Source organism: Arthrobacter sp. SAFR-044, from assembly GCF_059414985.1.
Genome location: NZ_JBPFDN010000007.1, coordinates 42331 through 64689, shown reverse-complemented (window position 1 = coordinate 64689; position 22359 = coordinate 42331). Strand labels below are relative to the sequence as shown.

Annotated in this window: 22 protein-coding genes; 17 read left to right on the top strand and 5 right to left on the bottom strand. The window is 67.0% G+C overall.

The window, feature by feature from the left end; translation table 11 throughout:
- Positions 1-95: 95 nt before the first annotated feature.
- Complete coding sequence (locus tag ACR65J_RS12360; protein WP_440169240.1) at positions 96-1865, top strand: dynamin family protein; 1770 nt, start codon at positions 96-98, stop codon at positions 1863-1865.
- Positions 1862-3478 carry a GTPase gene (locus tag ACR65J_RS12355; RefSeq protein WP_440169237.1) on the top strand — a complete coding sequence of 539 codons (1617 nt, stop codon included), beginning with the start codon at positions 1862-1864 and terminating at the stop codon, positions 3476-3478. The genes ACR65J_RS12360 and ACR65J_RS12355 overlap by 4 nt, the downstream gene beginning before the upstream one ends.
- A gap of 10 nt (positions 3479-3488) precedes the next feature.
- Here the strand turns inward: ACR65J_RS12355 and ACR65J_RS12350 are convergent, their stop codons facing one another.
- Positions 3489-4034 carry a DUF1697 domain-containing protein gene (locus ACR65J_RS12350; RefSeq protein WP_440169235.1) on the bottom strand — a complete coding sequence of 182 codons (546 nt, stop codon included), beginning with the start codon at positions 4032-4034 and terminating at the stop codon, positions 3489-3491.
- 43 nt (positions 4035-4077) lie between these two features.
- Positions 4078-4797, bottom strand: a complete 720-nt coding sequence (locus ACR65J_RS12345) for an IclR family transcriptional regulator (RefSeq protein WP_009356552.1) — start codon at positions 4795-4797, stop codon at positions 4078-4080.
- Between the two features lie 113 nt (positions 4798-4910).
- Here ACR65J_RS12345 and leuC point away from each other — a divergent pair, with 113 nt between their 5' ends.
- The 6 genes from leuC to ACR65J_RS12315 all read left to right on the top strand — a co-directional run bounded on the left by leuC (position 4911) and on the right by ACR65J_RS12315 (position 11427).
- Positions 4911-6365 carry a 3-isopropylmalate dehydratase large subunit gene (gene leuC / locus ACR65J_RS12340; protein ID WP_440169233.1) on the top strand — a complete coding sequence of 485 codons (1455 nt, stop codon included), beginning with the start codon at positions 4911-4913 and terminating at the stop codon, positions 6363-6365.
- 9 nt (positions 6366-6374) lie between these two features.
- Positions 6375-6977, top strand: coding sequence for a 3-isopropylmalate dehydratase small subunit (leuD, locus tag ACR65J_RS12335; RefSeq protein WP_440169230.1), 603 nt, complete (start codon positions 6375-6377; stop codon positions 6975-6977).
- Positions 6978-7124: 147 nt separating this feature from the next.
- Entirely contained in the window at positions 7125-8450 is a 1326-nt protein-coding gene (gene murA, locus ACR65J_RS12330; protein ID WP_440169227.1) for a UDP-N-acetylglucosamine 1-carboxyvinyltransferase, read from the top strand.
- Positions 8451-8459: 9 nt separating this feature from the next.
- Positions 8460-9230, top strand: coding sequence for a lysophospholipid acyltransferase family protein (locus tag ACR65J_RS12325; RefSeq protein ID WP_440169224.1), 771 nt, complete (start codon positions 8460-8462; stop codon positions 9228-9230).
- Entirely contained in the window at positions 9227-10276 is a 1050-nt protein-coding gene (locus ACR65J_RS12320; RefSeq protein WP_440169222.1) for an NAD(P)H-dependent glycerol-3-phosphate dehydrogenase, read from the top strand. The genes ACR65J_RS12325 and ACR65J_RS12320 overlap by 4 nt, the downstream gene beginning before the upstream one ends.
- A gap of 2 nt (positions 10277-10278) precedes the next feature.
- Positions 10279-11427, top strand: a complete 1149-nt coding sequence (locus tag ACR65J_RS12315; protein WP_440169220.1) for a D-alanine--D-alanine ligase family protein — start codon at positions 10279-10281, stop codon at positions 11425-11427.
- 100 nt (positions 11428-11527) lie between these two features.
- On the opposite strand, the gene ACR65J_RS12310 is transcribed toward ACR65J_RS12315, so the two are convergent.
- Positions 11528-12031: a DUF3515 domain-containing protein gene (locus tag ACR65J_RS12310; RefSeq protein ID WP_440169218.1), complete on the bottom strand. Its 504-nt coding sequence runs from the start codon at positions 12029-12031 to the stop codon at positions 11528-11530.
- A 69-nt stretch (positions 12032-12100) separates the two neighbouring features.
- Between ACR65J_RS12310 and thiL the strand changes: the two genes are divergently transcribed.
- Genes thiL through rsmD form a run of 4 tightly spaced genes read left to right on the top strand, consistent with a single transcriptional unit; the run spans position 12101 to position 17109 of the window.
- Positions 12101-13147, top strand: coding sequence for a thiamine-phosphate kinase (gene thiL, locus ACR65J_RS12305; RefSeq protein ID WP_440169215.1), 1047 nt, complete (start codon positions 12101-12103; stop codon positions 13145-13147).
- A 22-nt stretch (positions 13148-13169) separates the two neighbouring features.
- Positions 13170-14156 carry a DAK2 domain-containing protein gene (locus tag ACR65J_RS12300; RefSeq protein ID WP_440169591.1) on the top strand — a complete coding sequence of 329 codons (987 nt, stop codon included), beginning with the start codon at positions 13170-13172 and terminating at the stop codon, positions 14154-14156.
- Positions 14146-16416 carry an ATP-dependent DNA helicase RecG gene (locus ACR65J_RS12295; protein WP_440169213.1) on the top strand — a complete coding sequence of 757 codons (2271 nt, stop codon included), beginning with the start codon at positions 14146-14148 and terminating at the stop codon, positions 16414-16416. The genes ACR65J_RS12300 and ACR65J_RS12295 overlap by 11 nt, the downstream gene beginning before the upstream one ends.
- A gap of 42 nt (positions 16417-16458) precedes the next feature.
- The gene (gene rsmD / locus ACR65J_RS12290) at positions 16459-17109 is read left to right on the top strand and encodes a 16S rRNA (guanine(966)-N(2))-methyltransferase RsmD (protein ID WP_440169210.1); all 651 of its coding nucleotides are present in this window, start codon (positions 16459-16461) and stop codon (positions 17107-17109) included.
- Here rsmD and ACR65J_RS12285 read toward each other — a convergent pair.
- Together ACR65J_RS12285 and ACR65J_RS12280 are read right to left on the bottom strand one after the other, a co-directional pair.
- Positions 17106-17894, bottom strand: coding sequence for a spermidine synthase (locus tag ACR65J_RS12285; RefSeq protein ID WP_440169207.1), 789 nt, complete (start codon positions 17892-17894; stop codon positions 17106-17108). The two genes, rsmD and ACR65J_RS12285, sit on opposite strands and share 4 nt — an antisense overlap.
- Entirely contained in the window at positions 17894-19123 is a 1230-nt protein-coding gene (locus ACR65J_RS12280; protein WP_440169204.1) for an aminotransferase class I/II-fold pyridoxal phosphate-dependent enzyme, read from the bottom strand. The genes ACR65J_RS12285 and ACR65J_RS12280 overlap by 1 nt, the downstream gene beginning before the upstream one ends.
- 43 nt (positions 19124-19166) lie before the next feature.
- Between ACR65J_RS12280 and coaD the strand changes: the two genes are divergently transcribed.
- The 5 genes from coaD (at position 19167) to mutM (ending at position 22276) form a co-directional block, all read left to right on the top strand.
- Positions 19167-19667, top strand: coding sequence for a pantetheine-phosphate adenylyltransferase (gene coaD / locus ACR65J_RS12275; protein WP_440169202.1), 501 nt, complete (start codon positions 19167-19169; stop codon positions 19665-19667).
- 122 nt (positions 19668-19789) lie between these two features.
- Positions 19790-20314 (top strand): YceD family protein, encoded by a 525-nt coding sequence (locus ACR65J_RS12270; RefSeq protein WP_440169588.1) that lies wholly within the window; start codon positions 19790-19792, stop codon positions 20312-20314.
- 36 nt (positions 20315-20350) lie between these two features.
- Positions 20351-20554 carry a 50S ribosomal protein L32 gene (rpmF, locus tag ACR65J_RS12265; RefSeq protein WP_009356569.1) on the top strand — a complete coding sequence of 68 codons (204 nt, stop codon included), beginning with the start codon at positions 20351-20353 and terminating at the stop codon, positions 20552-20554.
- A 21-nt stretch (positions 20555-20575) separates the two neighbouring features.
- On the top strand, positions 20576-21304 hold the full coding sequence (rnc, locus tag ACR65J_RS12260) for a ribonuclease III (RefSeq protein ID WP_440169199.1): 729 nt from the start codon (positions 20576-20578) through the stop codon (positions 21302-21304).
- 6 nt (positions 21305-21310) lie between these two features.
- Positions 21311-22276: a bifunctional DNA-formamidopyrimidine glycosylase/DNA-(apurinic or apyrimidinic site) lyase gene (mutM, locus tag ACR65J_RS12255; protein ID WP_440169197.1), complete on the top strand. Its 966-nt coding sequence runs from the start codon at positions 21311-21313 to the stop codon at positions 22274-22276.
- Positions 22277-22359: the final 83 nt, after the last annotated feature.

Here is a 22359-nt window from a genome sequence, read left to right as displayed (position 1 = left end):
GTTCCGCGGGGAGTTGTCCTTCAGCGGGGGAGTATCCTGCTGGACCGACGCGCCGTGACGGCTCGCGACCCACACTGAACTGGCATGATGTTGCTGTGACCTCCCACAACGAGCAGGGCCGCCCGTCCCAGCCGCCATCGCCCTCCATGGCGGCGGTGACGTTGCTGGAGGAAATCCGCAGCGGGCTGGATGATGTCACGCTCCCGCTGGCCCTGCCGGGCGCAGACCAGGCGCGCCGTGACACCGCAGCCGCGAGAGCCCAGTTGGACGACTACATCCTTCCGCGGTACCGCAGCCTGGACGCCCCCTTGCTTGCCGTCGTCGGCGGTTCCACGGGCGCGGGCAAATCCACCCTCGTGAACGGCCTCGTGGGGCATCCCGTAACCCGCGCCGGCGCGATCCGCCCCACCACCCGCCAGCCCATCCTGCTGCACAATCCCGCTGAAGCTGCCTGGTTCGAAGGCCAGCGCGTCCTGCCGGGGCTAAGCCGCATCCGGGGAACCCTGGCCGCCAGTCCGGTTCCCACGGGCCACCAAGGGGAGCCGGCTGCTGCCATCGATTCGCTGGTCCTGCTGGCCGATCCGGCAGTACCTGCCGGCATCGCCCTCCTCGACGCTCCCGACGTCGACTCCATCTCGGACCAGAACCGCCTGCTCGCCGGACAGCTGCTGGCCGCCGCCGACCTCTGGGTCTTCGTCACCACGGCAAACCGGTATGCCGACGCCGTCCCCTGGAAGCTCCTCCTGGACGCCGCGTCCCGGGACATCACCGTTGCGGTGGTGCTGGACCGGGTGCCGCAAGGAGCCGAAACGGAGGTGAGCCAGGACCTCCGGGGCCTGCTGGACCGCGAAGGCCTGGCCGGAAGCCGCCTGTTCATCATCGCCGAAACAGTCCTGGATCCTCACGGCATGCTGCCCGCGGGCGCCGTGGATGAGTTGCGGGAGTGGCTGGCGTCGCTGGCTTCTGATGCCGCGGGCCGCAGCGACGTAGCCCGCCGAACCCTGAACGGAACAGTCCGCGCACTGGCCCAGCGGATCACGGACCTCGCCGAATCGCTGCGTGAACAGGAACGGGCCGCCGCCCGGCTCGAATCCGACGCCGTGGCGGCTTACGAAAACGCGGCCACCCGGATCCTCGACGCCACCCGCGACGGAGCCCTGCTGAGGGGCGAGGTACTGGCCCGCTGGCAGGACTTCGTGGGCACCGGCGAATTTTTCCGCACGCTTGAGCAGAACGTGGGACGCTTCAGGGACCGTGTGGGTGCGTTCTTCCGTGGTGAACCGGCCCCGGCGGTGCGGGTGGAAGCGGCCATCGAGACCGGCCTGCAGGCAGTCATCGTCGACGAGGCAGCCAACGCCGCCGAAGACACCGATCAGCGGTGGCGCTCGGACCCGGCGGGCCGGCAGCTACTGGGGCCGGACAACCTGTCCGGCACAGGGCCAGGCTTCCCCGACCGGGCGGCTGCCGAGATCCGGGCCTGGCAGGAAGCCTTGATGGAGCTGATCCGCACCGAAGGCCAGGGCAGGCGTACCCAGGCGCGCTGGCTGTCGTTCGGCATCAATGGCCTCGGCGCCGCGCTGATGATCGTGGTGTTTTCCATGACGGCGGGACTTACGGGACTGGAGATCGGCGTGGCCGGTGGCACCGCCGTCGTGGGCCAGCGCCTGCTGGAGGCAGTGTTTGGTGAGGATGCCGTGCGCCGGATGGCCGACAAAGCCCGTGAGGACCTGGCCGCCCGCTGCCAGCAACTGCTGATGGATGAACAGCAGAGGTTCCTGCAGCGGTTGCCGGCGGACAACCCCGCCCAGGCGCAGGCGCTTGCCGCGCAGGCCGGAGAGCTGGCGCGGCTGGCGGAGCGCGCGTGAGCCGCCACGGCCGTGCGCGGGAGTCCTCGCGGCTGGACGCCCGGCTCCAGGCCCTCCAGGACGCCCGCGAACTGGGGGAGGGGGTGCTGCCGGACCAGGCGCTGCAGGAAGCATTCGAGGTCCTGGAGCGGGCAAGTTCCCGCCGCTCCCTGTCCGGTGACCACACAGTGGTGGGTTTCTTCGGGGCAACGGGAAGCGGCAAGTCGTCACTTTTCAACGCCGTCAGCGGCGCGGAAATCGCGACGGCCGCCGCGCGCCGTCCCACCACCTCGGAACCGTTGGCAGGTGTCTGGGGAGCGGCAGGCTCCGAGGCGCTCCTCGATTGGCTGGAGGTGGGGAACCGGCACCACGCCGCGCCCGTGGAGGGCTTCGCCGACGAACGGACCGGTTTGATCCTGTTGGATCTCCCTGACTTCGACTCCACCCGTGCCGCCAACCGCGAAATTGTGGAGCGCATGGTGGGCATGGTGGACGTCCTGGTCTGGGTCCTCGATCCGCAGAAGTACGCCGACGCGGCCGTCCATAACGGATTCCTTGCACCGCTGGCGTCCCACGGGGCCGTCACGCTTGTGGTCCTGAACCAGGTGGACCGGCTGCCCGCGCATGATCTGCAGCCGGTGCTTGACTCGCTCCACGCGATCCTTGCCGGTGAAGGGCTGGGACAGGTGCGGGTACTCGCCTCATCCGCCCTGACGGGGGCAGGGATCGCGGAGGTGCGTGCAGCGATCCGAAAGGTGGCCGTACAGCGGCAGGCCCAGTCCCGGCGGCTGGAGGCCGATGTCACCAAAGCGGCGGAGGACCTGCGGCGTGCTTCCGGTGACGGTGACGCTGCAGGGATCCGTTCTGCTGCCAAGACGCAGCTCGCTGACGAACTGGCCATCGCAGCAAACGTGCCTGCCGTGGTGCGCGCCGTAGGGCAGTCCTACCGCCTCGAATCCGTGCGACGTACCGGTTGGCCGGTAACCCGCTGGCTCTCCCGGTTCCGCGTTGACCCGCTGCGGCGCCTCAACCTCCGCAGCAGTGCTCCCGCCGGCCTGAACCGGACGTCGTTGCCGCCGGCCGGAGCGCCGGAGCGGGCCCGCACCGATGCGGCGGTCAGGGAGTTCGCGGACTCGGCCGGCGCCGGAGCACCTGGCCCGTGGCGGGCAGCGATCCGGGGGGCTGCCAGGACCGGCCGGGAGCGCCTGCCCGATGCGCTGGACCAGGCCATCGCCGGGACCGACCTTGGTGCCAACCGCAAGGCGTGGTGGTGGGGTGCGTTCAACGTGGTGCAGTGGTTGGCGCTCCTGACCGCGTTGGGCGGCCTGGGCTGGCTGGGAGTCCTGGCCGGGCTTGCCTACCTCCAGCTGCCGGTGCCGGAGGTGCCGCGCGTGGAGGGCTGGCCGATACCCACCCTGATGATCGCCTTCGGCGTGGTGTTGGGAATCTTCCTTGCCGTCACCGGGCGTTTCATTGCAGCGGGAGCTGCCCGGGCCAGGGCTGCCAGGGCACGACGACGGCTCAACAGTGCCGTTGCCGCGGCGGCACAGGAGCTGGTGGTGGAGTCGGTGGAGGCGGAGATCGGCCGGCTGGCTTCCTTCAACAAGGCATTGAAGGAAGCCCGGCAGGCTTAAGGGCTCCTGGTTACCCTGCTGAAAGGGCCCGTGCGGCGTCACGGACCTTGATCAGGGTGCGCAGGTTCCGGGTGGTGGTTGCGGCCTTGAATTTCGCCTTGGCGCTGATCTTGCTGAAGGGGCTGTCCAGGGTCCCGCCCACAGGGGCCAGCCAGGCAAGCGCCTCCGGCGCAAGCCGCTGCTGGTCCTGGCTTTCCAGGGCTGAGCCGGCCGCCTCCAGTTCGTCCAGTACGGCAGGGTCCGAAGAAATGGTGATGTAGGTATGGGTGGCCTTGTCGTCCTCGGGATAGGGGCAGGCGTCCACGAGTTCAGCCACCCTCCCGGCGTCCAGGACCACCACCCACGCTTCGTAGCCAAAGGCCGCGCGGAGGCACTTTTCGCACTCGCGCTTCACGGCTGCGGCGTCCAGGCTGCTGGACAGCACCACGTTGCCGCTCGCCAGAAGGGTCTTTGCGTCGGTGAAACCACAGTTCTTCAGTGCGTCCCTGAGGTCCGCCATCTTGATATTGATTCCGCCAACGTTGATCCCACGGAGGAACACTGCATAGCTGCCCATGGGCACAGCCTAGCGGCGTGGACGCCTGGGGGACGGGAAGGTCCTAGTCGTTGTTCTTTCGCAACGCCTCGGTCAGGATGCGTCCAGCGTTGCAGACCACTTCAGCGTGAAGGCGTCCCGGCTGGCGGGTCAGCCGTTCGATCGGGCCCGAAATGGAGACGGCGGCGATCACCCTGCCGGACGGTCCCCGCACAGGTGCCGAGACTGACGCAACCCCAGGCTCGCGTTCGCCCAGGCTCTGCCCCCAGCCCCGTCGTCGTACTCCTGCCAGCACGGTGGGTGTGAAGCGGGCCGACTGGAGGCCCTCCAGGAGCCGGTCGTGGTCTTCCCACGCCAGCAGGACCTGGGCGGCGGAACCGGCTTTCATCGACAGCTGGGTGCCTACCGGGATGGTGTCGCGCAGGCCGATGGGGCGTTCCGCGGAGGCGACGCACACGCGCCAGTCGCCCTGCCGCCGGAAGATCTGGGCGCTTTCTCCAGTGGCGTCGCGCAATTGCATCAGCACGGGGCCGGCCGAGGCGATCAGGCGGTCCTCGCCGGCGGCGGAAGCGAGCTCAACGAGCCGGCTGCCAAGGACGAACCGGCCCTGGATGTCACGGCTCACCAGCCGGTGGTGCACCAGCGCCAAGGCGAGGCGGTGGACAGTGGGCCGGGCCAGGCCGGTGGCGGCCACGAGCTGCGCCAGCGTGGTGGGTCCTGCCTCGAGGGCATCGAGCACCTGGGCCGCTTTATCAATGACACCGACTCCACTAGAATTGTCCATGTAATGATATTGCCGTCTCATTATCTGAGATGCAAATCTTTCGGGTGGCGCGCCGCGGAGGCCTCCTGATTCAGTTGGACTATTCAGCCAAACAGCAGTGAAGGGAGATGGCCATGGGAAAGACATTGGCCGAGAAAGTCTGGGACGCACACGTGGTGCGCAAAGGTGACGGCGATGGTGCCAACGCCCAGCCCGACCTTCTGTTCATCGACCTCCACCTGGTCCACGAAGTCACGTCCCCGCAGGCATTTGAAGGCCTGCGGCTGGCAGGGCGCAAGCTGCGCCGGCCGGACCTGACCATCGCCACCGAAGACCACAACACCCCCACCCTGGACATCGACAAGCCCATTGCCGATCTCACCAGCCGCACCCAGATCCAGACCCTGCGCAACAACTGCGCGGAGTTCGGGGTCCGGCTGCACAGCCTGGGCGACGCCGAACAGGGCATTGTCCACGTCGTGGGTCCCCAGCTGGGCCTCACGCAGCCCGGCATGACGGTGGTCTGCGGAGACTCGCACACCTCCACGCACGGCGCCTTCGGGGCGCTCGCCATGGGCATCGGCACGTCCGAGGTGGAGCACGTCATGGCCACCCAGACCCTGTCGCTGAAGCCGTTCAAGACCATGGCCATCAACGTGGAGGGCACACTGCGGCCGGGCGTTACCGCCAAGGACATTATCCTCGCCGTGATCGCAAAAATCGGCACCGGCGGCGGCCAGGGCTATGTGCTGGAATACCGTGGCTCGGCCATCCGGGCGTTGTCCATGGAAGCGCGGATGACCATCTGCAACATGTCCATCGAGGCAGGCGCCAGGGCCGGCATGGTGGCACCCGACCAGACCACGTACGACTACATGCTGGGCCGCCCGCACGCGCCGGAGGGCGCTGACTGGGACGCCGCCGTCGAGTACTGGAACACACTGAGGACCGACGACGACGCCACCTTCGACGTCGAGGTGGACCTGGACGCCGACACGCTGGAGCCGTTCGTCACCTGGGGCACCAACCCCGGCCAGGGCGTGTCCCTGTCCCAGTCCGTTCCGTCCCCCGAGGACTTCGGCGACGAGAACGCCAAGGCCGCCGCGGTGCGTGCCCTGCAGTACATGGGGCTCGAAGCCGGCACGCCGATGAAGGACATCCGGGTGGACACCGTCTTCCTCGGTTCCTGCACCAACTCCCGGATCGAGGACCTGCGCGCCGCCGCGGACATCATCCGCGGCCGCGAAAAGGATCCGCAGGTCCGCATGCTGGTGGTGCCCGGCTCGGCCCGGGTCCGGCTCGAAGCGGAAGCTGAGGGCCTGGACCGCGTGTTCAAGGACTTCGGTGCGGAATGGCGGTTCGCCGGCTGCTCCATGTGCCTGGGCATGAACCCGGACCAGCTGGAGCCGGGGGAGCGCTGCGCCTCAACCTCCAACCGCAACTTCGAAGGGCGCCAGGGCAAGGGCGGCCGCACGCACCTGGTGTCCCCGGTGGTGGCGGCAGCCACGGCCGTGCGCGGCACGCTCAGCTCGCCGTCGGACCTTGAACCGGCTCCCGAACCCGCAGCCATCCACATCGACGCAGCCTAGGACAACACCATGGAAAAATTCACCAAGCACACCGGCATCGGCGTCCCGCTGCGCCAGAGCAACGTCGACACCGACCAAATCATCCCCGCTGTCTACCTCAAGCGCATCACCCGGACCGGGTTCGAGGATGCCTTGTTCTCCGCCTGGCGCAAGGACCCCTCCTTCATCCTGAACCAGGAGCCGTACAACACCGGTTCGGTGCTGGTGGCCGGCCCGGACTTCGGTACCGGCTCCTCCCGCGAACACGCCGTCTGGGCACTGAAGGACTACGGCTTCAAGGCTGTGCTTTCTTCCCGGTTCGCCGATATCTTCCGCGGCAACTCCGGCAAGCAGGGGCTGTTGGCCGCGCAGGTGGCCCAGGACGACATCGAGCTCATCTGGAAGGAACTCGAGAACGCCCCGGGGACCCAGGTCACGGTGGACCTTGAGTCCAAGACGGTCGTCTGCGGCAACATTGTGGCTCCCTTTGAGATCGACGACTACACCCGCTGGCGGCTCCTGGAAGGCCTGGACGACATCGGGCTGACCCTCCAGCACGAGTCCGACATCACCGCCTACGAGGCCACCCGCCCGGCGTTCAAGCCCAAGACCCTGCCGGCCAAGCTTTCCTAGCCCAGGTATGCATCCGGCGGCGGGCGCCCGGTCCCGCCACGCCCCGCCGCCGGTGCCCCGTTATTTCGGTTCGGTAACGCGACCTCCTATGCTTGGTTGGAGCCTTTGCAAGGTTTTGGGGGCTAGTGATCGTGAGGAAACCGGTATATGAGTAGTGTTCTGACAATCCGCGGCGGTGTCCCGCTTACAGGCCGCGTCAGCGTCCGTGGGGCCAAGAATCTTGTTCCCAAGGCAATGGTGGCGGCGTTGCTGGGCAACGAACCCTCGGTGTTGCGGAACGTGCCGGAAATCAAGGACGTGGAGGTCGTCACCTCCCTGCTGCAGCTGCATGGCGTGACCGTGGAGAAAGACCCGGTCAACGGTGACCTCACCCTCGACCCCAAGGCTGCCAAGACGGCGCCGAGCACCGCCATTGACGCCCACGCCGGCGACTCCCGCATTCCCATCCTGCTCTGCGGGCCGCTGATCCACGCGATCGGTGAAGCCTTCATCCCGGACCTGGGTGGCTGCAAAATCGGCGACCGGCCCATTGACTACCACCTGGACGTCCTGCGGCAGTTCGGTGCCGTGGTGGAGAAGCGTCCCGGCGGCATCCATATCTCCGCGCCCAGGGGGCTTCACGGGGCCAAGATCTCGCTGCCGTATCCGTCAGTCGGGGCCACGGAGCAGGTCCTGCTGACTGCGACGCGCGCGGAAGGCATTACGGAACTTTCCGGTGCCGCCACCGAACCGGAGATCATCGACCTCATCGCCGTGCTGCAGAAGATGGGCGCCATCATCAGCGTCCAGACCGACCGCACCATCCGCATCGAAGGCGTCCGCGACCTGGGCGGTTACAACCACCGCGCCCTCTCGGACCGCAATGAGTCGGCGTCCTGGGCGTCGGCGGCGCTGGTGACCCGCGGTGACATCTTCGTGGAGGGCGCCTCCCAGCGCGACATGATGACTTTCCTGAACACCTACCGCAAAGTGGGCGGCGGAATGGACATCGGCGAGGACGGCATCCGCTTCTACCACAAAGGTGGAAAGCTGAACCCGCTGGTCCTCGAAACGGACGTCCACCCCGGATTCATGACCGACTGGCAGCAGCCGCTGGTGGTGGCGCTCACCCAGGCCGAAGGCGTTTCGATCGTCCACGAGACGGTGTACGAGAACCGTTTCGGCTTCACCGACGCCCTCATCCGAATGGGCGCCAGCATCCAGGTGCACCGGGAGTGCCTGGGCAGCGTTCCGTGCCGGTTCGGCCAGCGGAACTTCCTGCACTCGGCTGTCATTTCCGGCCCCACCCAGCTTAAGGGAACGGACATCGATGTCCCGGACCTGCGCGGCGGCTTCAGCCACCTCATTGCCGCCCTGGCCGCCACGGGAACCTCACGGGTCACCGGGATCGATATCATCAACCGCGGCTACGAGCGCTTCACCGAGAAGCTCGCCGGCCTCGGTGCCGATTTCGACATCACCACCACGAAGTAGAGCGGGACTGTGAAGGAATCTGCCAAGAGCAGGGCCACATTTGTGTTCATCGCCGGCGTCGTCCGGCCGCTGATGAACCTCATGATGTCCAAAACGTGGGAAGGCACGGAGAAACTCCCCGCTGGCGGCTTCATTGCCGCGCCCAACCACTGCACCGAAATCGACCCCCTGGTGGTGGGGCACATGCTCTACAACCAGAAGCGGGCGCCCCACTTCCTGGCCAAAGCCGGGCTGTTCAAGGTTCCCGGGCTGGGCCCGCTCCTGCGCGCCACCAAGCAGGTGCCGGTGGAGCGTTCGACGGCGGGAGCGAACCGGTCGCTCCAGGTGGCCCAGGAGATCGTGGCTGAGGGCGGCGCAATCATCATCTATCCCGAGGGTACGCTGACCCGTGACCCGGGGCTTTGGCCGATGAAGGGGCACACCGGCGCGGCCCGGCTGGCCCTCGAAGGCGGGATCCCGGTTGTGCCCATCGCCCACTGGGGTGCGCACGAGGTGTTCCCCAGGTACGGCAAGCGGTTCCACCTGTTCCCGCGGAAGCGCTCCCGCGTCGTCGTCGGCGATCCCGTTGACCTGAGTGCCTTCAGTGGCCGTCCCCTGGACAAGGCCACACTGGCGGAGGCCACCGAACTGATTATGGACGCCATCACGGCTCTCCTCGCGGGCCTGCGCGGAGAGCAGCCACCAGCCGAGCGCTGGGATCCGGCCAAGCAGCAGCAGGCCAAGCACGGGCGCTTCGTGGAACGCGGTCAGCAGCCGGGTGCAGGAACGGAAGCGCAGTGACCGCTGACGGAAAGCCGGGAGCGGCCCGCACGGTGGCCGTCCTCGGTGCAGGATCATGGGGAACAACGTTCGCGAAGGTCCTGGCGGACGCCGCCATCGCCGCGGGTACGCCGCGCGCCATCAAGCTGTGGGGCAGGCGTGCCGAAGTGGTGGACGAGATCAACACCAGCCACCGCAACAGCGACTACCTCAAGGACATCGTCCTGCCGGAGAGCATCACGGCGTCAACCGACGTCCGCGGGGTCCTGGCAGGAGCGGAGCTTGTGGTGGTGGCCGTTCCGGCCCAGTCGCTGCGTCCGCAGCTGCGGGAGTGGAAGGAGATGATCGCCCCCGGGGCCGTCGTCGTCTCCCTCATGAAAGGCCTGGAGCTGGGGACGGATGCCCGCATGAGCGAAGTCATCAGCCAGGAACTGGACCTGCCGCAGGAACGCATCGCCGTTGTCTCCGGCCCCAACCTGGCCATGGAAATCGCGCGTGAGGAGCCCACCGCGTCCGTTGTGGCGTGCACGGATTCCGCGACGGCGGGCTGGCTTGCCAGGACCTGCACCGCCCCCTACTTCCGGCCCTACACCACGGCAGACGTCGTCGGCGTCGAAATCGGCGGCATCGTCAAGAACGTGATCGCGCTGGCCGTCGGCATTTGCGAGGGCAAGCAGATGGGGGACAACACCAAGGCCTCGGTGATTACCCGGGGACTGGCCGAAACATCACGCCTCGCGCTGGCGCTGGGCGGCGAAGCGAAAACCATGGCGGGACTTGCCGGGCTTGGCGACCTAGTGGCAACGTGTTCCTCCGCGCTGTCCCGGAACCACACTGCCGGCCGGCTGCTGGGCCAGGGCCTGACGCTGGAGGAGGTGGGCCGGAAGATGACCCAGACCGCCGAAGGCATCAAGTCCGGCCAGGCCGTCCATGAACTTGCCGGCAAGCTCGGCGTCGAAATGCCCATCACGGCCGCCGTCGTGGCCGTGCTGGCAGGCAAGCTGTCCGTTGACCAACTGGGGCCGGTTCTGCTGTCCCGGGAATTGAAACCTGAAGGCGATTACTGACCATGTCCCAAGACAAACCCACCACGGGCCAGGCGGCCACCCCCCGGAAGCCCCGCGTAGCCGTGCTCTTCGGGGGCCGTTCCAGCGAGCACTCAGTGAGCTGCGTAACGGCGGCAGGTGTGCTGGGTGCCATCAACAAGGACAAGTACGAGGTCATTCCCATCGGGATCGCCAAGACCGGCCAATGGGTTCTTGCCGCCGCCGAGACCGCGCAATGGTCCCTGGCGGCATCGTCCCTTCCTGAAGTCGTGCCGTCCCCGGAGACCGTGACCCTGGCCGAGATCGGCGGGGAACACCAGCTGATCGTGGCCTCGCCAAACCAGGTTCCGCAGGAGCTGGGCGCCGTCGACGTCGTCTTTCCGCTGCTGCACGGGCCCTTCGGCGAGGACGGCACCATCCAGGGGCTTCTCGAGCTGTCGGACACGCGCTACGTCGGTGCCGGTGTCCTGGCCTCCGCCGTCGGCATGGACAAGCACTACATGAAGGTGGTCTTCGGGGCCGCCGGGCTGCACGTGGGGCCGTACGTGGCCGTGACGGACAGGCAGTGGCGCAAGGACCCCGAAGCGGTGCGGAAACAGGTGGACCGGCTGGGTTTCCCCGTGTTCGTCAAGCCGGCCCGGGCAGGTTCCTCCATGGGCATCTCGAAGGTCGACTCCCTCGAGGGGCTGGACGCCGCCATCGAGGAAGCCCGCCGCCACGACCTTAAGCTCGTGATCGAAGCCGGCATTGTTGGCCGCGAAATCGAGTGTGCGGTCCTGGAAGGCCGCGGCACTGATGCGCCACGGACATCAATGCCGGGTGAAATCTCCGTAGCCGGAGGAACGCACGAGTTCTACGACTTCAATGCCAAGTACGTCGAGGATGATGCCGCGGCCCTCAGCTGCCCCGCCGACATGCCTGCGGAAGCCATCTCCCGCGTGCGTGAACTGGCTGCCGCCGCGTTCGACGCCGTGGGGGCCGAGGGACTGAGCCGCGTGGACTTCTTCTACACGCCTGAAGGCGAATTGATCATCAACGAGATCAACACGATGCCCGGCTTCACGCCCAAGAGTATGTACCCCCAGATGTGGGCGGCATCAGGCCTGGACTACGCCGACCTGATCGACGAGCTGATCTACCTGGCACTGAACCGCAACACTGGCCTCCGCTGAGCCCCTCCCGGCACCCTAACCCCGCCACGCCGGCCAGGGAACCCTGCCGGCGTGGGCCCGCCACCGGCACCCTGGTGGTATCTGCAGAGTGCGCGTCCGCCTACTGGCTCTTGGGCAGGTTCTGCAGATCCTCCTGGCCCACGCAGTTCCGTGACGACGGAACCTTGCCGGCCGCTGCGGCCAGGTCCGCCAGCACTGTCGCGGAGCTGATCTTGTCCGGGTCCATCACGATTTCCGTGGCTGGTTCCCTGCCGTAGGTGGTCAGCGTCCACGCCGGGTCGCCTTCCTTGATTACCCAGTCGATGCCGTTCACGGTGACGCAGCGGTCCGTCGTCGGCCCCGGCACGTTGACGCCGCAGCGAAGGATGACAAGGGAGGGATCGCCCCAGGCCGCGGTGGCCTGGCTGTTGGTCTTCCGCAGTTTTGAATCGCCAATGGCATCGGGCAGGGCAACCATCATCGGCGCGCACGCCGGGTTGGCCGCGTCCTTGGCGGCGGTGACATCCACTGCGGGGGAGCATGCAGTCAAGGAAAGGGCGGCAATTGCCCCAATCATCGCCATCCTGGCGGCGCGGGCGGACAGGGGCAGCTGGGGATGGTGCATGCTTCCAGCCTATCGCCGCCGCCGTCCCCGCCCGGACACAATGTCGGCCGGGCGCGGTAGCGTAGTGGCGTGCCTGAAGACCTCCGTAACCGTATCGACCACCAGCCCACCGTGGCCGGCCTTTCCGAAGCCGACCTGCTGGCCCGGATCTTTCCGCGCCTCCGGATGGAGGCCGGACACACCACAAGCACGCTGCTGGGGCCCGGGGATGACGCCGCCATCGTTGCGGCCCCGGACGGGAGGACGGTCATCAGCATCGACACCCAGGTCCAGGACCAGGACTTCCGGCTCCTATGGCCCAACGGCTACCGCACCACCGGCTATGACGTCGGGTGGAAAGCAGCCGCCCAGAACCTCAGCGACATCAACGCGATGGGTGCGCATGCCACGTCCATGGTGGTCAGCCTCACGCTCCCCGTTGACACGCCGGTCGGTTGGGTCGAGGACCTCGCGGACGGGTTGACGGCCGGAATCCAGGAACTCGGGGCTGTCCGCTGTTCCGTGGCAGGCGGCGACTTGGGCCGGGGCCGGGAGATTTCCGTGACCGCAGCGGTCCTGGGAACCCTCGACGGCGGGCGGCCCGTCCTCCGGTCCGGTGCCCGGCCGGGGGACACCCTCGCGCTGGCCGGAACAGTCGGCCATGCAGCGGCGGGCCTTGCCCTGCTCGAATCCGGCGTCGCCCTGGATCCCCTCACCCCCGCCGAGCAGGCGTTCGTTGACCTGCAGTGCCGCCCGCGGCCGCCGCTGGAAGCGGGGCCCGCAGCCCGGGCTGCGGGTGCCACAGCAATGCTGGATATATCGGATGGGCTCCTGCGCGACGGGCAACGGCTTGCCGCCGCAAGCCATGTTGCCGTCTCCCTCGATCCAGCACGGCTTACCCAATTGGCTGAACTGCTGGGGCCGGCCGCGGCGCGGCTGGGAGCGGATGCCGCGGCGTGGGTGTTGGGCGGCGGGGAGGACCACGGACTGTTGGCCACATTCCCTGCCGGCGTTCAGCTGCCGCCCGGATTCACTGCGATAGGCTCGATACATGCACTCGGTACCGATGAAGGCCCGGGTGTCCTGATAGCTGGCCGGGCCGCGGACACCGGGGGATGGGATCACTTTGCACACTAAGGTTGCCGCCAACGCGCTGGCGATGAAGAGGTGGCTGGGCAAGGCTGAAACTGCCCTGGGAAACCACAGCGACCGGCTCAACGCCATCAACATCTTTCCGGTGGCTGACGGCGATACCGGTACAAACCTCTATCTGACGGTCCGCGCTGCCGCCCGTGCACTGGTGCTGGAGGCGGACCAGCCGGCCCCGGTCGATGTCGGGGAAGTCCTTTCCATCGCGGGCCAGGCAGCCATGGAAGAGGCCAGGGGAAATTCCGGAACCCTGTTTTCGGTCTTCCTGTGCGCTGCGGCCGAGCCGCTGGCCGGACACACCCGGCTGACATCCACGCTCCTGTCCGCAGCCCTGAACCGTGCCCAGATCCGCGCCTGGTCTGCGCTGAGCGATCCCGTTCCGGGGACCATGCTTTCGGTCATGGAGGCGGCAGCGCGTGCGGCTGCGGCGGTCGACGCCGGCCAGGACGGCGATGACAGCAACCAAGCCCTGGGCCTCGCGCTGGACGCCGCGGTGGAGGGAGCCCTGGCGGCTGTGATCCACACCGAGGAACAGCTCGACGCGCTCCAGACTGCCCATGTGGTGGATGCGGGCGGCGTGGGAATGCTGCTGATCCTTGACTGCCTCCGCTCCGCTGTCCTTGGGGAGGAACTGCAGGAGGAGCTTCTCGATGGCCTCCACGGCTACGACGTCTCCGATCCCCACATCCACACCTCCATGCCGGACGACGACGGCGTGGAAGTCATGTGCACCATCAGCCTTTCGCCGTTGAACGCTGCGACCCTCCGGCAGCGGCTCGACGAAATCGGCGAGTCGGTGATCATGAGCCAGGTGGGCAACGGTCCGGACGCCGACGGCAACTACCGGTGGCGGGTGCACGTGCATGTCCCGGACGCCGCACCGGCAGTCGATATCATCCGGTCCTTGGGCGAACCGTCCCAGATCAGCATCAGCGAACTGGCCCTGCCCCGGGACCCGGATGCGGACGCGGTGAACACTGGCGGGCATGAACGCTGAGCTGGAACTGGCCCTGGAGCGGCGGATCGGGAAACGTTCCGCGGCGGTCATCGAGAAACATCTTGGCATCACCACCGTCGAAGGCCTCCTCAACTACTACCCGCGCCGCTACATGAGCCGCGGCGAGTTAACGCCCATCACGGAGCTTCCGCTGGATGAGGAGGTCACCCTTATTGCCCGGGTTCTGTCCAACAGCACCCGGCAGATGCAGGCACGGCGCGGGACCATCACCGACGTCATCGTTTCCGACGACGACGGGCAGCAAGGGCTGCGGCTGGTGGGCGGCCGGGATTACACGGGGAAAGTTCCGGGCACCCTCAAAATCAGCTTCTTCAACGGGTTCAAGGCCAAAAATGAACTCCTGCAGGGACGCCGTGCCTTGTTTTCCGGGAGGGTGACCAGTTTCAAAGGGAAGCTGGGCCTCACCAACCCCGATTTCCAGCTCCTCGACGAAGATCCCTTCAGTGACGGCGGCCAGGACCCCGAGAAACTCGCGGCCATGCCCATTCCGGTGTACCCGGCCACGGCCAAGCTGCCCAGCTGGAAGATCCAGAAGGTGGTCGCCACACTGCTCGAGACCTCGGACCTTGGCTCGGTGCCGGACCCTGTTCCCCAGGCGGTGGCAGCCAGGGAAGGCTTCCTGCCGGTGGCGGACGCATACCGCCTCATCCACATGCCCGAAACTGCTACCGACTGGCAGCGTGCCCGCCACCGGCTCCGCTACCAGGAGGCCCTGGTACTGCAGTCGGCGCTGGCCAGGCGCCGGGCCCAGCTCGCCGCAGAGGAAGCCACGGCCCGGCGCCCTGTCAGCGACGGCATCCTGGCCGCCTTCGACCAAGCCCTGCCGTTCACGCTCACGGCCGGCCAGGCCGCCGTCGGTAAGACCCTCGCCGCGGAACTCGCACAGGACACGCCGATGAACCGGCTGCTGCAGGGCGAAGTGGGCTCCGGGAAAACCGTCGTGGCATTGCGGGCCATGCTCCAGGTGGTGGACGCAGGCGGCCAGGCCGCGCTCCTTGCCCCCACCGAAGTGCTCGCCGCCCAGCACTATGACTCCATCCGCCGCACCCTGGGTCCGCTCTCCACTGACGGGCTCCTGGGCGGCTTGGCCGGGGGCGCCGGGCCGTCCGTCCAGGTCACGCTGCTGACCGGGTCCATGCCCACCGCGGCACGGAAGCAAGCCATGCTGGATGCCGCCGCCGGGACGGCAGGAATCATCATCGGCACGCATGCGCTGCTCAGCGATAACGTCTCGTTCTATGACCTGGGCCTGATCGTGGTGGATGAACAGCACCGCTTCGGCGTGGAGCAGCGTGATGCCCTGCGGGCCAAGGCCCGGAAACCGCCGCACCTGCTGGTCATGACCGCAACGCCCATTCCCCGCACCGTGGCAATGACAGTCTTTGGTGACCTTGAAACGTCCACCCTCGATGAACTGCCCAAGGGGCGGGCGCCCATCGCCACCCACCTCGTGGGCCTCGCGGAAAATCCTGCCTGGGCGGCACGGATCTGGGCACGAGCCCGGGAGGAGATCGACGCCGGCCACCAGGTGTATGTCGTTTGTCCCAAGATTGGCACGGACGACGACGGCGACTTCAGCCCGGGGGAGGCGGCACCACCGGGCGTGGAGACGGAGGAAGCCCGGGAACTGGCGTCCGTCACCGCCGTCGTGGACCACTTGCTGGGCGAGCCCTCGCTGGCGGGGGTGCCGCTGGCTCCCCTCCACGGGCGCCAGGACCCGGAGCTGAAGACGGACACCATGGCAGGGTTCACCGCCAACCGCATCAAGCTGCTCGTCTCCACCACGGTGATCGAGGTGGGGGTGGACGTGCATAACGCCACCTTGATGGTCATCCTGGACGCTGACAGGTTCGGGATCTCGCAGCTGCATCAGCTTCGCGGCCGCGTGGGCCGCGGCGGCCTCCCGGGCACCTGCCTGCTGGTCACCGCCCTCGAACCCGGCCACCCCAGCCGGCGGCGGCTGGAAGCCGTGGCTTCAACCACGGATGGTTTCGTCCTTTCCCAGGAAGACCTCAAGCTTCGGCGCGAGGGCGATATCCTTGGTGCTTCCCAGTCCGGCGGGCGGTCTACCCTCAAGCTGCTGCGGGTGCTGGAGCACGAAGACGTGATAGCCCGGGCCAGGGACGACGCCCAGGCAATCGTTGGCGGGGACCCGCTGCTGGCGGGCCATCCCGAACTTGCCGATGCCATCGAGAAATACCTCAACCCCGAGAAGGAGGCGTTCCTTGAACGCGGTTAGCAACGAAAGCGCGACGGGCACCGCCGGATCGCGGTGGGCGGCGTGACGCGGATCATCGCCGGGGCGGCCGGCGGGACATCCCTGGCTGCGGTGCCGGGTTCGTTGACCCGGCCCACCACGGACCGGGTCAAGGAAGCGCTGTTCTCGCGCCTCGACGCCTTTAACGTGATTGCCGACGCCCGGGTGCTGGACCTTTATGCCGGTTCCGGCGCCCTGGGGGTGGAAAGCGGCAGCAGGGGAGCGCTGTCGGTGGACTTGGTCGAGTCGGACGCCAAGGCAAGCGGCGTGTGCCAGCGCAACGCTGACCTCATCAACGGGGTGCTGGGCCGCAAAGCCGTGACTGTCCACCGCTCCAGGGTTGAGCCCTTCCTGGACCGCGCCGAAGAGAACGCGGCCTGGGACCTGGTGTTCCTGGACCCGCCGTATCCGCTGGAGGAAGCCGGACTGTCCGCCGTCCTGCAGAAGCTTGCGGCCCACCTGGGACCCGGCGCCGTCGTGGTGGTGGAACGCTCCTCGCGGTCCCCGGAACCGGGATGGCCGGACGGGATGACGAGGTTTGCCGAGAAGAAATACGGGGAGACCCGGCTGTGGTTCGCCGAGCCGTTCGTTCCCGACGCCATCGCCGCTGAGGACCTGGCGGAAGCTGCGGAGGCAGGCGCCGATACCGAACGGCCTGTTGCCCCGGGCGCTTAGCCCGAGAAGGGATCCAGATCCACTCCGGCCAGGACCGTTGCGGGGTGGGGGCCCCGGGCAGCGAGCGCTGCTGTCCATGATTCCGGCCAGCGGCCCTGCGTGCCCACCAGGATGATGTTGCCCGGATAGCGGCCCTCAAACATGCCCGCTTCCGCGAATGCGGCCACATCGCCCACGGCTTCCCGCATCGCCGCCACTTGGCTTCGAAGCAGGGTCAGCGCCGCTTCATCGCCCACGTTGACGATCAGGAGCCCGTCCCGGCCCAGGCGCTCCCTGGCCTCGCGGTAGAAACCGGGGTCGGCGATGTGGGCCGGTGCCTCGGGTCCGGAGAAGATGTCCAGGATCACGACGTCGAACTGAAGGCCGGGGTCCAGCGCGCCGAGTGCTTCCCGGGCATCCCCAATGACGGTGGTCAGGTTTGTTCCTTCGGGCATCGGCAGGTGCTGCAGGACAAAGTCCAGCAGTTCGCGTTCCAGCTCAACCGCGTACTGGACTGAGCCCGGACGGGTGGCCTGGATGTACCGCGCCAGCGTCAAGGCCCCTGCTCCCAGGTGGAGCGCCTTGATAGGTTCACCTGGCGGCGCGGCGAGATCCACCAGGTGTCCGATCCTGCGGGGGTACTCGTAGAAGATGTCGTCGGGCCGGTCAAGGTTGACGTGTGACTGTTCGGCGCCGCCGATGCTGAGGACGTAGCCGCCGTCGGTAAACGCATCGGGCTCGATCGTGGCGTGCTGGCCGGTGGTCCGCAGGAAGCGGCTGACGGCGCCGCCGCTGCGGCCGGACATCACAGCCTCCCGCGCAGGGTTGCCAGCCGCGAGGCAGCCTCCTCGAGGACTTCCGTCTTCTTGCAGAAGGCAAAGCGGAGCAGGCCTCGGGTCCGTTCCGCGCCTTCCGGATGGCAGAACACCGGAACGGGGATGGCGGCGACGCCCACGAGCGCCGGCAGTTTCCGGGCCAGGTCCAGGGCATCCGTGATGCCAAGCGGGGCCGTATCCACGTTGACGAAGTAGGTTCCCTGCGGAGTGAAGACATCAAAGCCCGCCGCCTGGAGCCCGGCACTGAGAATGTCCCTTTTCTGCTCCAAAGCAGAGGCGATGCCGGTGTAGAAACTGTCCGGCAGGGCCAGCCCTGTTGCGATCGCTGCCTGGAATGGCGTGCCCGAGCTGTAGGTGAGGAACTGCTTTACCGTGCGGACGGCGGCAACTAATTCTTCGGGTCCGCTCAGCCAGCCGACCTTCCAGCCGGTGAGGGAAAACGTCTTGCCCGCGGAGGAAATGGTGATGGTCCGGGCCGCGGCGCCTGGAAGGGTGGCCACGGGAGTATGCCGCACGCCGAAGGTGAGGTGTTCGTACACCTCATCCGTGATGATGATGCTGCCGTGCTTCTCCGCAAGATCCACCACGCGCTGCAGGACGGCGGGTGGAAAGACGGCGCCCGTGGGATTGTGCGGGTTGTTCAGCAGCACCACCCGCGTCCGTTCACTGAAGGCTGCCTCCAATGCCGCCAGGTCCGGCATGAAGTCCGGGGCTGCCAGGGGGACGGTGGTGTGGGTGGCCCCGGAGAGTCCAATCACCGCTCCGTAGGAGTCGTAAAACGGTTCGAATGTGAGGACTTCATCGCCCGGCCCGGCGAAAGCCAGCAAGGAGGCGGCGATGCCTTCGGTGGCCCCGGTGGTGATGATGACTTCCGTTGCCGGGTCCGGCGCCAGCCCGTAAAAGCGCTCCTGGTGTGCAGCCACCGCCTCCCGGAGTTCCGGAAGGCCCTTGCCCGGCGCGTACTGATTGGCGCCGGCAGCGATGGCGGCGCGCGCAGCTTCGCGGATTTCAGCCGGCCCGTCCTCATCGGGGAAGCCCTGCCCCAGGTTAATGGCACCCGTCTGGACGGCCAGGGTGGTCATCTCTTCGAAGATGGTGACGCCCAGGCCGCCGTCCGGCGCCAGCAGGTTCGCTCCGAGCGCGGTGCGCTGCCAGGGAGCAGGTGCCAGGGGTGTGGAAAGGTCCCGTGCTGGATGCATCCAGTCATGGTATCCCGGCCTTTCCATAAGGTAGGTTCGGAGCATGAGACGCGCTGTGTGCCCCGGATCCTTCGACCCCATCCACAACGGCCATCTCGAAGTCATTGCAAGGGCTGCCGGTCTTTTCGACGAGGTCATTGTGGCCATCTCCACTAATTACGCCAAGAAGTACATGTTCAGCCTGGAGGACCGGCTGGAGATGGCGCGCGAGACCTTGGCGTCGCTCAAGGGCATCGTGGTGGAGCCGGTGGGCGAGGGGCTCCTGGCGGAGTATTGCCGCCAGCGGGGCGTCTCCGCCATCGTCAAGGGGCTCCGGTCGTCGTCGGACTTTGACTACGAGCTTCCCATGGCCACCATGAACCGGCAGCTGAGCGGGGTGGAGACGGTGTTCCTCCCTGCCGAGGCCAGCTATGTCCACCTGTCCTCCACGCTGATCAAGGAGGTGGCGGTCCTGGGCGGCAGCGTCTCGGACTACGTGCCCAGGTCGGTGCACCGGCGCATGATCGGCGGCGAGCCTTCGCCGGATCAGCAGCCAAGGCGGTAGGCTGGATCGGTACTTCGGCGCTGCCCGCAGCCGGTTTGAGTCACCATGGCTCTTCAGGCTAAGATGGTACGTCGGTCATATGTTCTACAGGAGTTCTCATTAACAGAGATGCTGGTTCGCCCCTGGCGTTTGACGTCAAGGACCTCGGGCGCAGCCCGGGAAGCATGCGGACACTGACGGAACATGTACCCGCACCGGGTGATCTTGGTGTGGCGCTCATTGGTGTTCAGGAAGGCTCGGATGTCGAGCTCGACCTGAGGCTGGAGGCCGTACACGAAGGAATTCTGGTATCAGGAACCGTTATCGCCGAAGTAACCGGCGAGTGCGGCCGATGCCTGGATCCCCTTGCGTATGACCTTGAGGTCAATGTGCAAGAACTTTTCTTCTACGAGGGCACTGAGCTTTCCGACGGAGAAGAAGATGAAGAGCAACGTCGAGTCGAGCACGATGTAATCGATCTTGAACCGGTGTTGCGGGACGCGGTTGTCACCAATCTGCCGTTCCAGCCGGTGTGCCGGGAAGACTGCCAGGGCCTTTGCTCCGAATGCGGAGTTCGCCTGGAAGACGAGCCGGGGCACCACCACGAGGTCCTGGATCCTCGCTGGGCTGCCCTAGCTGATATGGCTAAGCCTGACCGGCAAAATTGATTTGTACGTGTTTGTCTAGAGAGAAATGAGTTAGCCGTGGCTGTTCCCAAGCGGAAAATGTCTCGCTCGAATACCCGCGCCCGCCGCTCGCAGTGGAAGGCGACCGCCCCCCACCTGGTGAAGACCGTTGAGAACGGCCAGGTCACCTACAGCCTGCCGCACCAGGCAAAGGTCGTTACCGACTCTGCTGGCACCGCGCTGTTCCTTGAGTACAAGGGCCGCAAGGTCGCTGACGTCTAATCGGCCCCAACAGGCTGACTGATGTCTTCAACTGAAGAGCTTCTGAAGCGTCTCGGTGTCACTATTGACGCCGGGACGCTTCGTCTTGCGCTTACCCACCGCTCGTACGCGTACGAGAACGGCGGCATCCCCACCAACGAGCGGCTCGAATTCCTGGGTGACTCCATCCTGGGATTCTCCGTGACCGATGCCCTGTACCGGGACAACCCGGACCTGCCCGAAGGCGAACTCGCAAAGCGGCGGTCCGCCGTCGTCAGTACCCGGGCGCTGGCAGGCATCGGCCGCAGCCTTGGCATCGGCGAGTTTATCTACCTTGGCCAAGGCGAAAAGCTTACGCACGGTAAAAACAAAGCGTCCATCCTCGCTGACACCATGGAGGCCCTGATCGGGGCAACCTACGTCTCCAACGACATTGAGACTGCGCGCCAACTGGTCATGCGGCTGATCGGGCCGCTGCTGAAGGATGCCGCCGTCCTGGGCGCCGGCACCGACTGGAAGACCAGCATCCAGGAACTCGCGGCCAGCCGGCAGCTGGGCAGCATCCACTATGCAGTGGATGGCTCCGGCCCGGACCATGCACGCACCTTCATTGCTGTGCTGAACATCGGTGGAACGGCCTACGGCAAGGGCTCCGGGCACTCCAAGAAGGAAGCGGAGCAGGAAGCCGCGGCCGACGCCTGGCGTGTACTTTCGGGCGCCGAGACCCGGAATGCCGCCGGCACCTCCTCGGGCTCCGTCGCCGCCAAGTAGTGTTCCGTGCCTGAACTGCCCGAGGTCGAAGTGGTGCGCCGCGGCCTGGTGAACTGGGTCCGCGGCAGGACCATCAGCGCTGTCGATGTCCTGGACGCGCGCTCCATCCGGCGCCATGCCCTTGGAGTCGGAGACTTTATCGGCAACCTCCAGGGTGCCACCGTGGCCGACGTCGTGCGCCGCGGAAAATTCCTCTGGATGCCGCTGACGGACAGCGTGGCGGTACCCGGCCACGGGGAAACCGCAGCGGTGCCGCAAGTGGCACTCATGGCCCATCTGGGGATGAGCGGGCAGCTCCTGATGCAGGATCCGGACGTCCCCGATGAAAAGCACCTCAAGGTCCGCCTCCGCCTCAGTCCCCGCGAGGGCATGCCGGACCAGCTGCGCTTCGTGGACCAGCGGATCTTTGGCGGCCTCTTCGTCACGGCTTTAGTACCCACGGACGACGGCGGCCCCGGCGGCTTGGCCGAGTCCCCCCTTCCGCTGATTGCCGCGGAAGCAGCCCACATCGCGCGCGACCCCCTGGACCCGTCCTTCTCCTTCGACCTTTTCTACCAGCGCCTCCGCAAGCGCAGGACCGGGCTGAAGCGGGCGCTGCTGGATCAGGGGCTGGTGTCCGGGATCGGAAACATCTACGCCGACGAAGCTCTGTGGCGCGCCCGCCTGCATTTCGCCCGGCCCACCGACACCCTTCGCCGCAGCGAGGCCAGGCGCGTCCTGGACAGCGCCCGGGAGGTCATGCTCGATGCCCTGGCAGCAGGAGGAACCAGCTTTGACTCGCTGTACGTCAACGTCAACGGCGCCTCAGGCTACTTCGACCGGTCCCTCAACGCCTACGGCCGGCAAGGCGAGCCGTGCAAACGGTGCGCGGAAGCGGGAATCCATTCGACCATCCGCCGGGACCAGTTCATGAACCGGTCATCCCATACCTGCCCGGTCTGCCAGCCACGGCCCCGCAACGGACGCTGGTAGGTTCCCACAACAAGTCTGCGGATTTTTCGCTACCGCCGGAAGTGTGCCCGCTGCGAAACTGTCTTGCACCAGAACGTCGGGGG

Bases quoted from the DNA above. Each gene is read 5' to 3' on its own strand.
- ACR65J_RS12310 (WP_440169218.1), bottom strand. From the start codon at position 12,031: ATGCACCATCCCCAGCTGCCCCTGTCCGCCCGCGCCGCCAGGATGGCG.
- ACR65J_RS12345 (WP_009356552.1), bottom strand. From the start codon at position 4,797: ATGGACAATTCTAGTGGAGTCGGTGTCATTGATAAAGCGGCCCAGGTG.
- ACR65J_RS12315 (WP_440169220.1), top strand. From the start codon at position 10,279: ATGTCCCAAGACAAACCCACCACGGGCCAGGCGGCCACCCCCCGGAAG.
- murA (WP_440169227.1), top strand. From the start codon at position 7,125: ATGAGTAGTGTTCTGACAATCCGCGGCGGTGTCCCGCTTACAGGCCGC.
- ACR65J_RS12350 (WP_440169235.1), bottom strand. From the start codon at position 4,034: ATGGGCAGCTATGCAGTGTTCCTCCGTGGGATCAACGTTGGCGGAATC.
- coaD (WP_440169202.1), top strand. From the start codon at position 19,167: ATGAGACGCGCTGTGTGCCCCGGATCCTTCGACCCCATCCACAACGGC.
- rnc (WP_440169199.1), top strand. From the start codon at position 20,576: ATGTCTTCAACTGAAGAGCTTCTGAAGCGTCTCGGTGTCACTATTGAC.
- leuC (WP_440169233.1), top strand. From the start codon at position 4,911: ATGGGAAAGACATTGGCCGAGAAAGTCTGGGACGCACACGTGGTGCGC.
- ACR65J_RS12280 (WP_440169204.1), bottom strand. From the start codon at position 19,123: ATGCATCCAGCACGGGACCTTTCCACACCCCTGGCACCTGCTCCCTGG.
- ACR65J_RS12285 (WP_440169207.1), bottom strand. From the start codon at position 17,894: ATGTCCGGCCGCAGCGGCGGCGCCGTCAGCCGCTTCCTGCGGACCACC.
- leuD (WP_440169230.1), top strand. From the start codon at position 6,375: ATGGAAAAATTCACCAAGCACACCGGCATCGGCGTCCCGCTGCGCCAG.
- ACR65J_RS12300 (WP_440169591.1), top strand. From the start codon at position 13,170: ATGAAGAGGTGGCTGGGCAAGGCTGAAACTGCCCTGGGAAACCACAGC.
- ACR65J_RS12295 (WP_440169213.1), top strand. From the start codon at position 14,146: ATGAACGCTGAGCTGGAACTGGCCCTGGAGCGGCGGATCGGGAAACGT.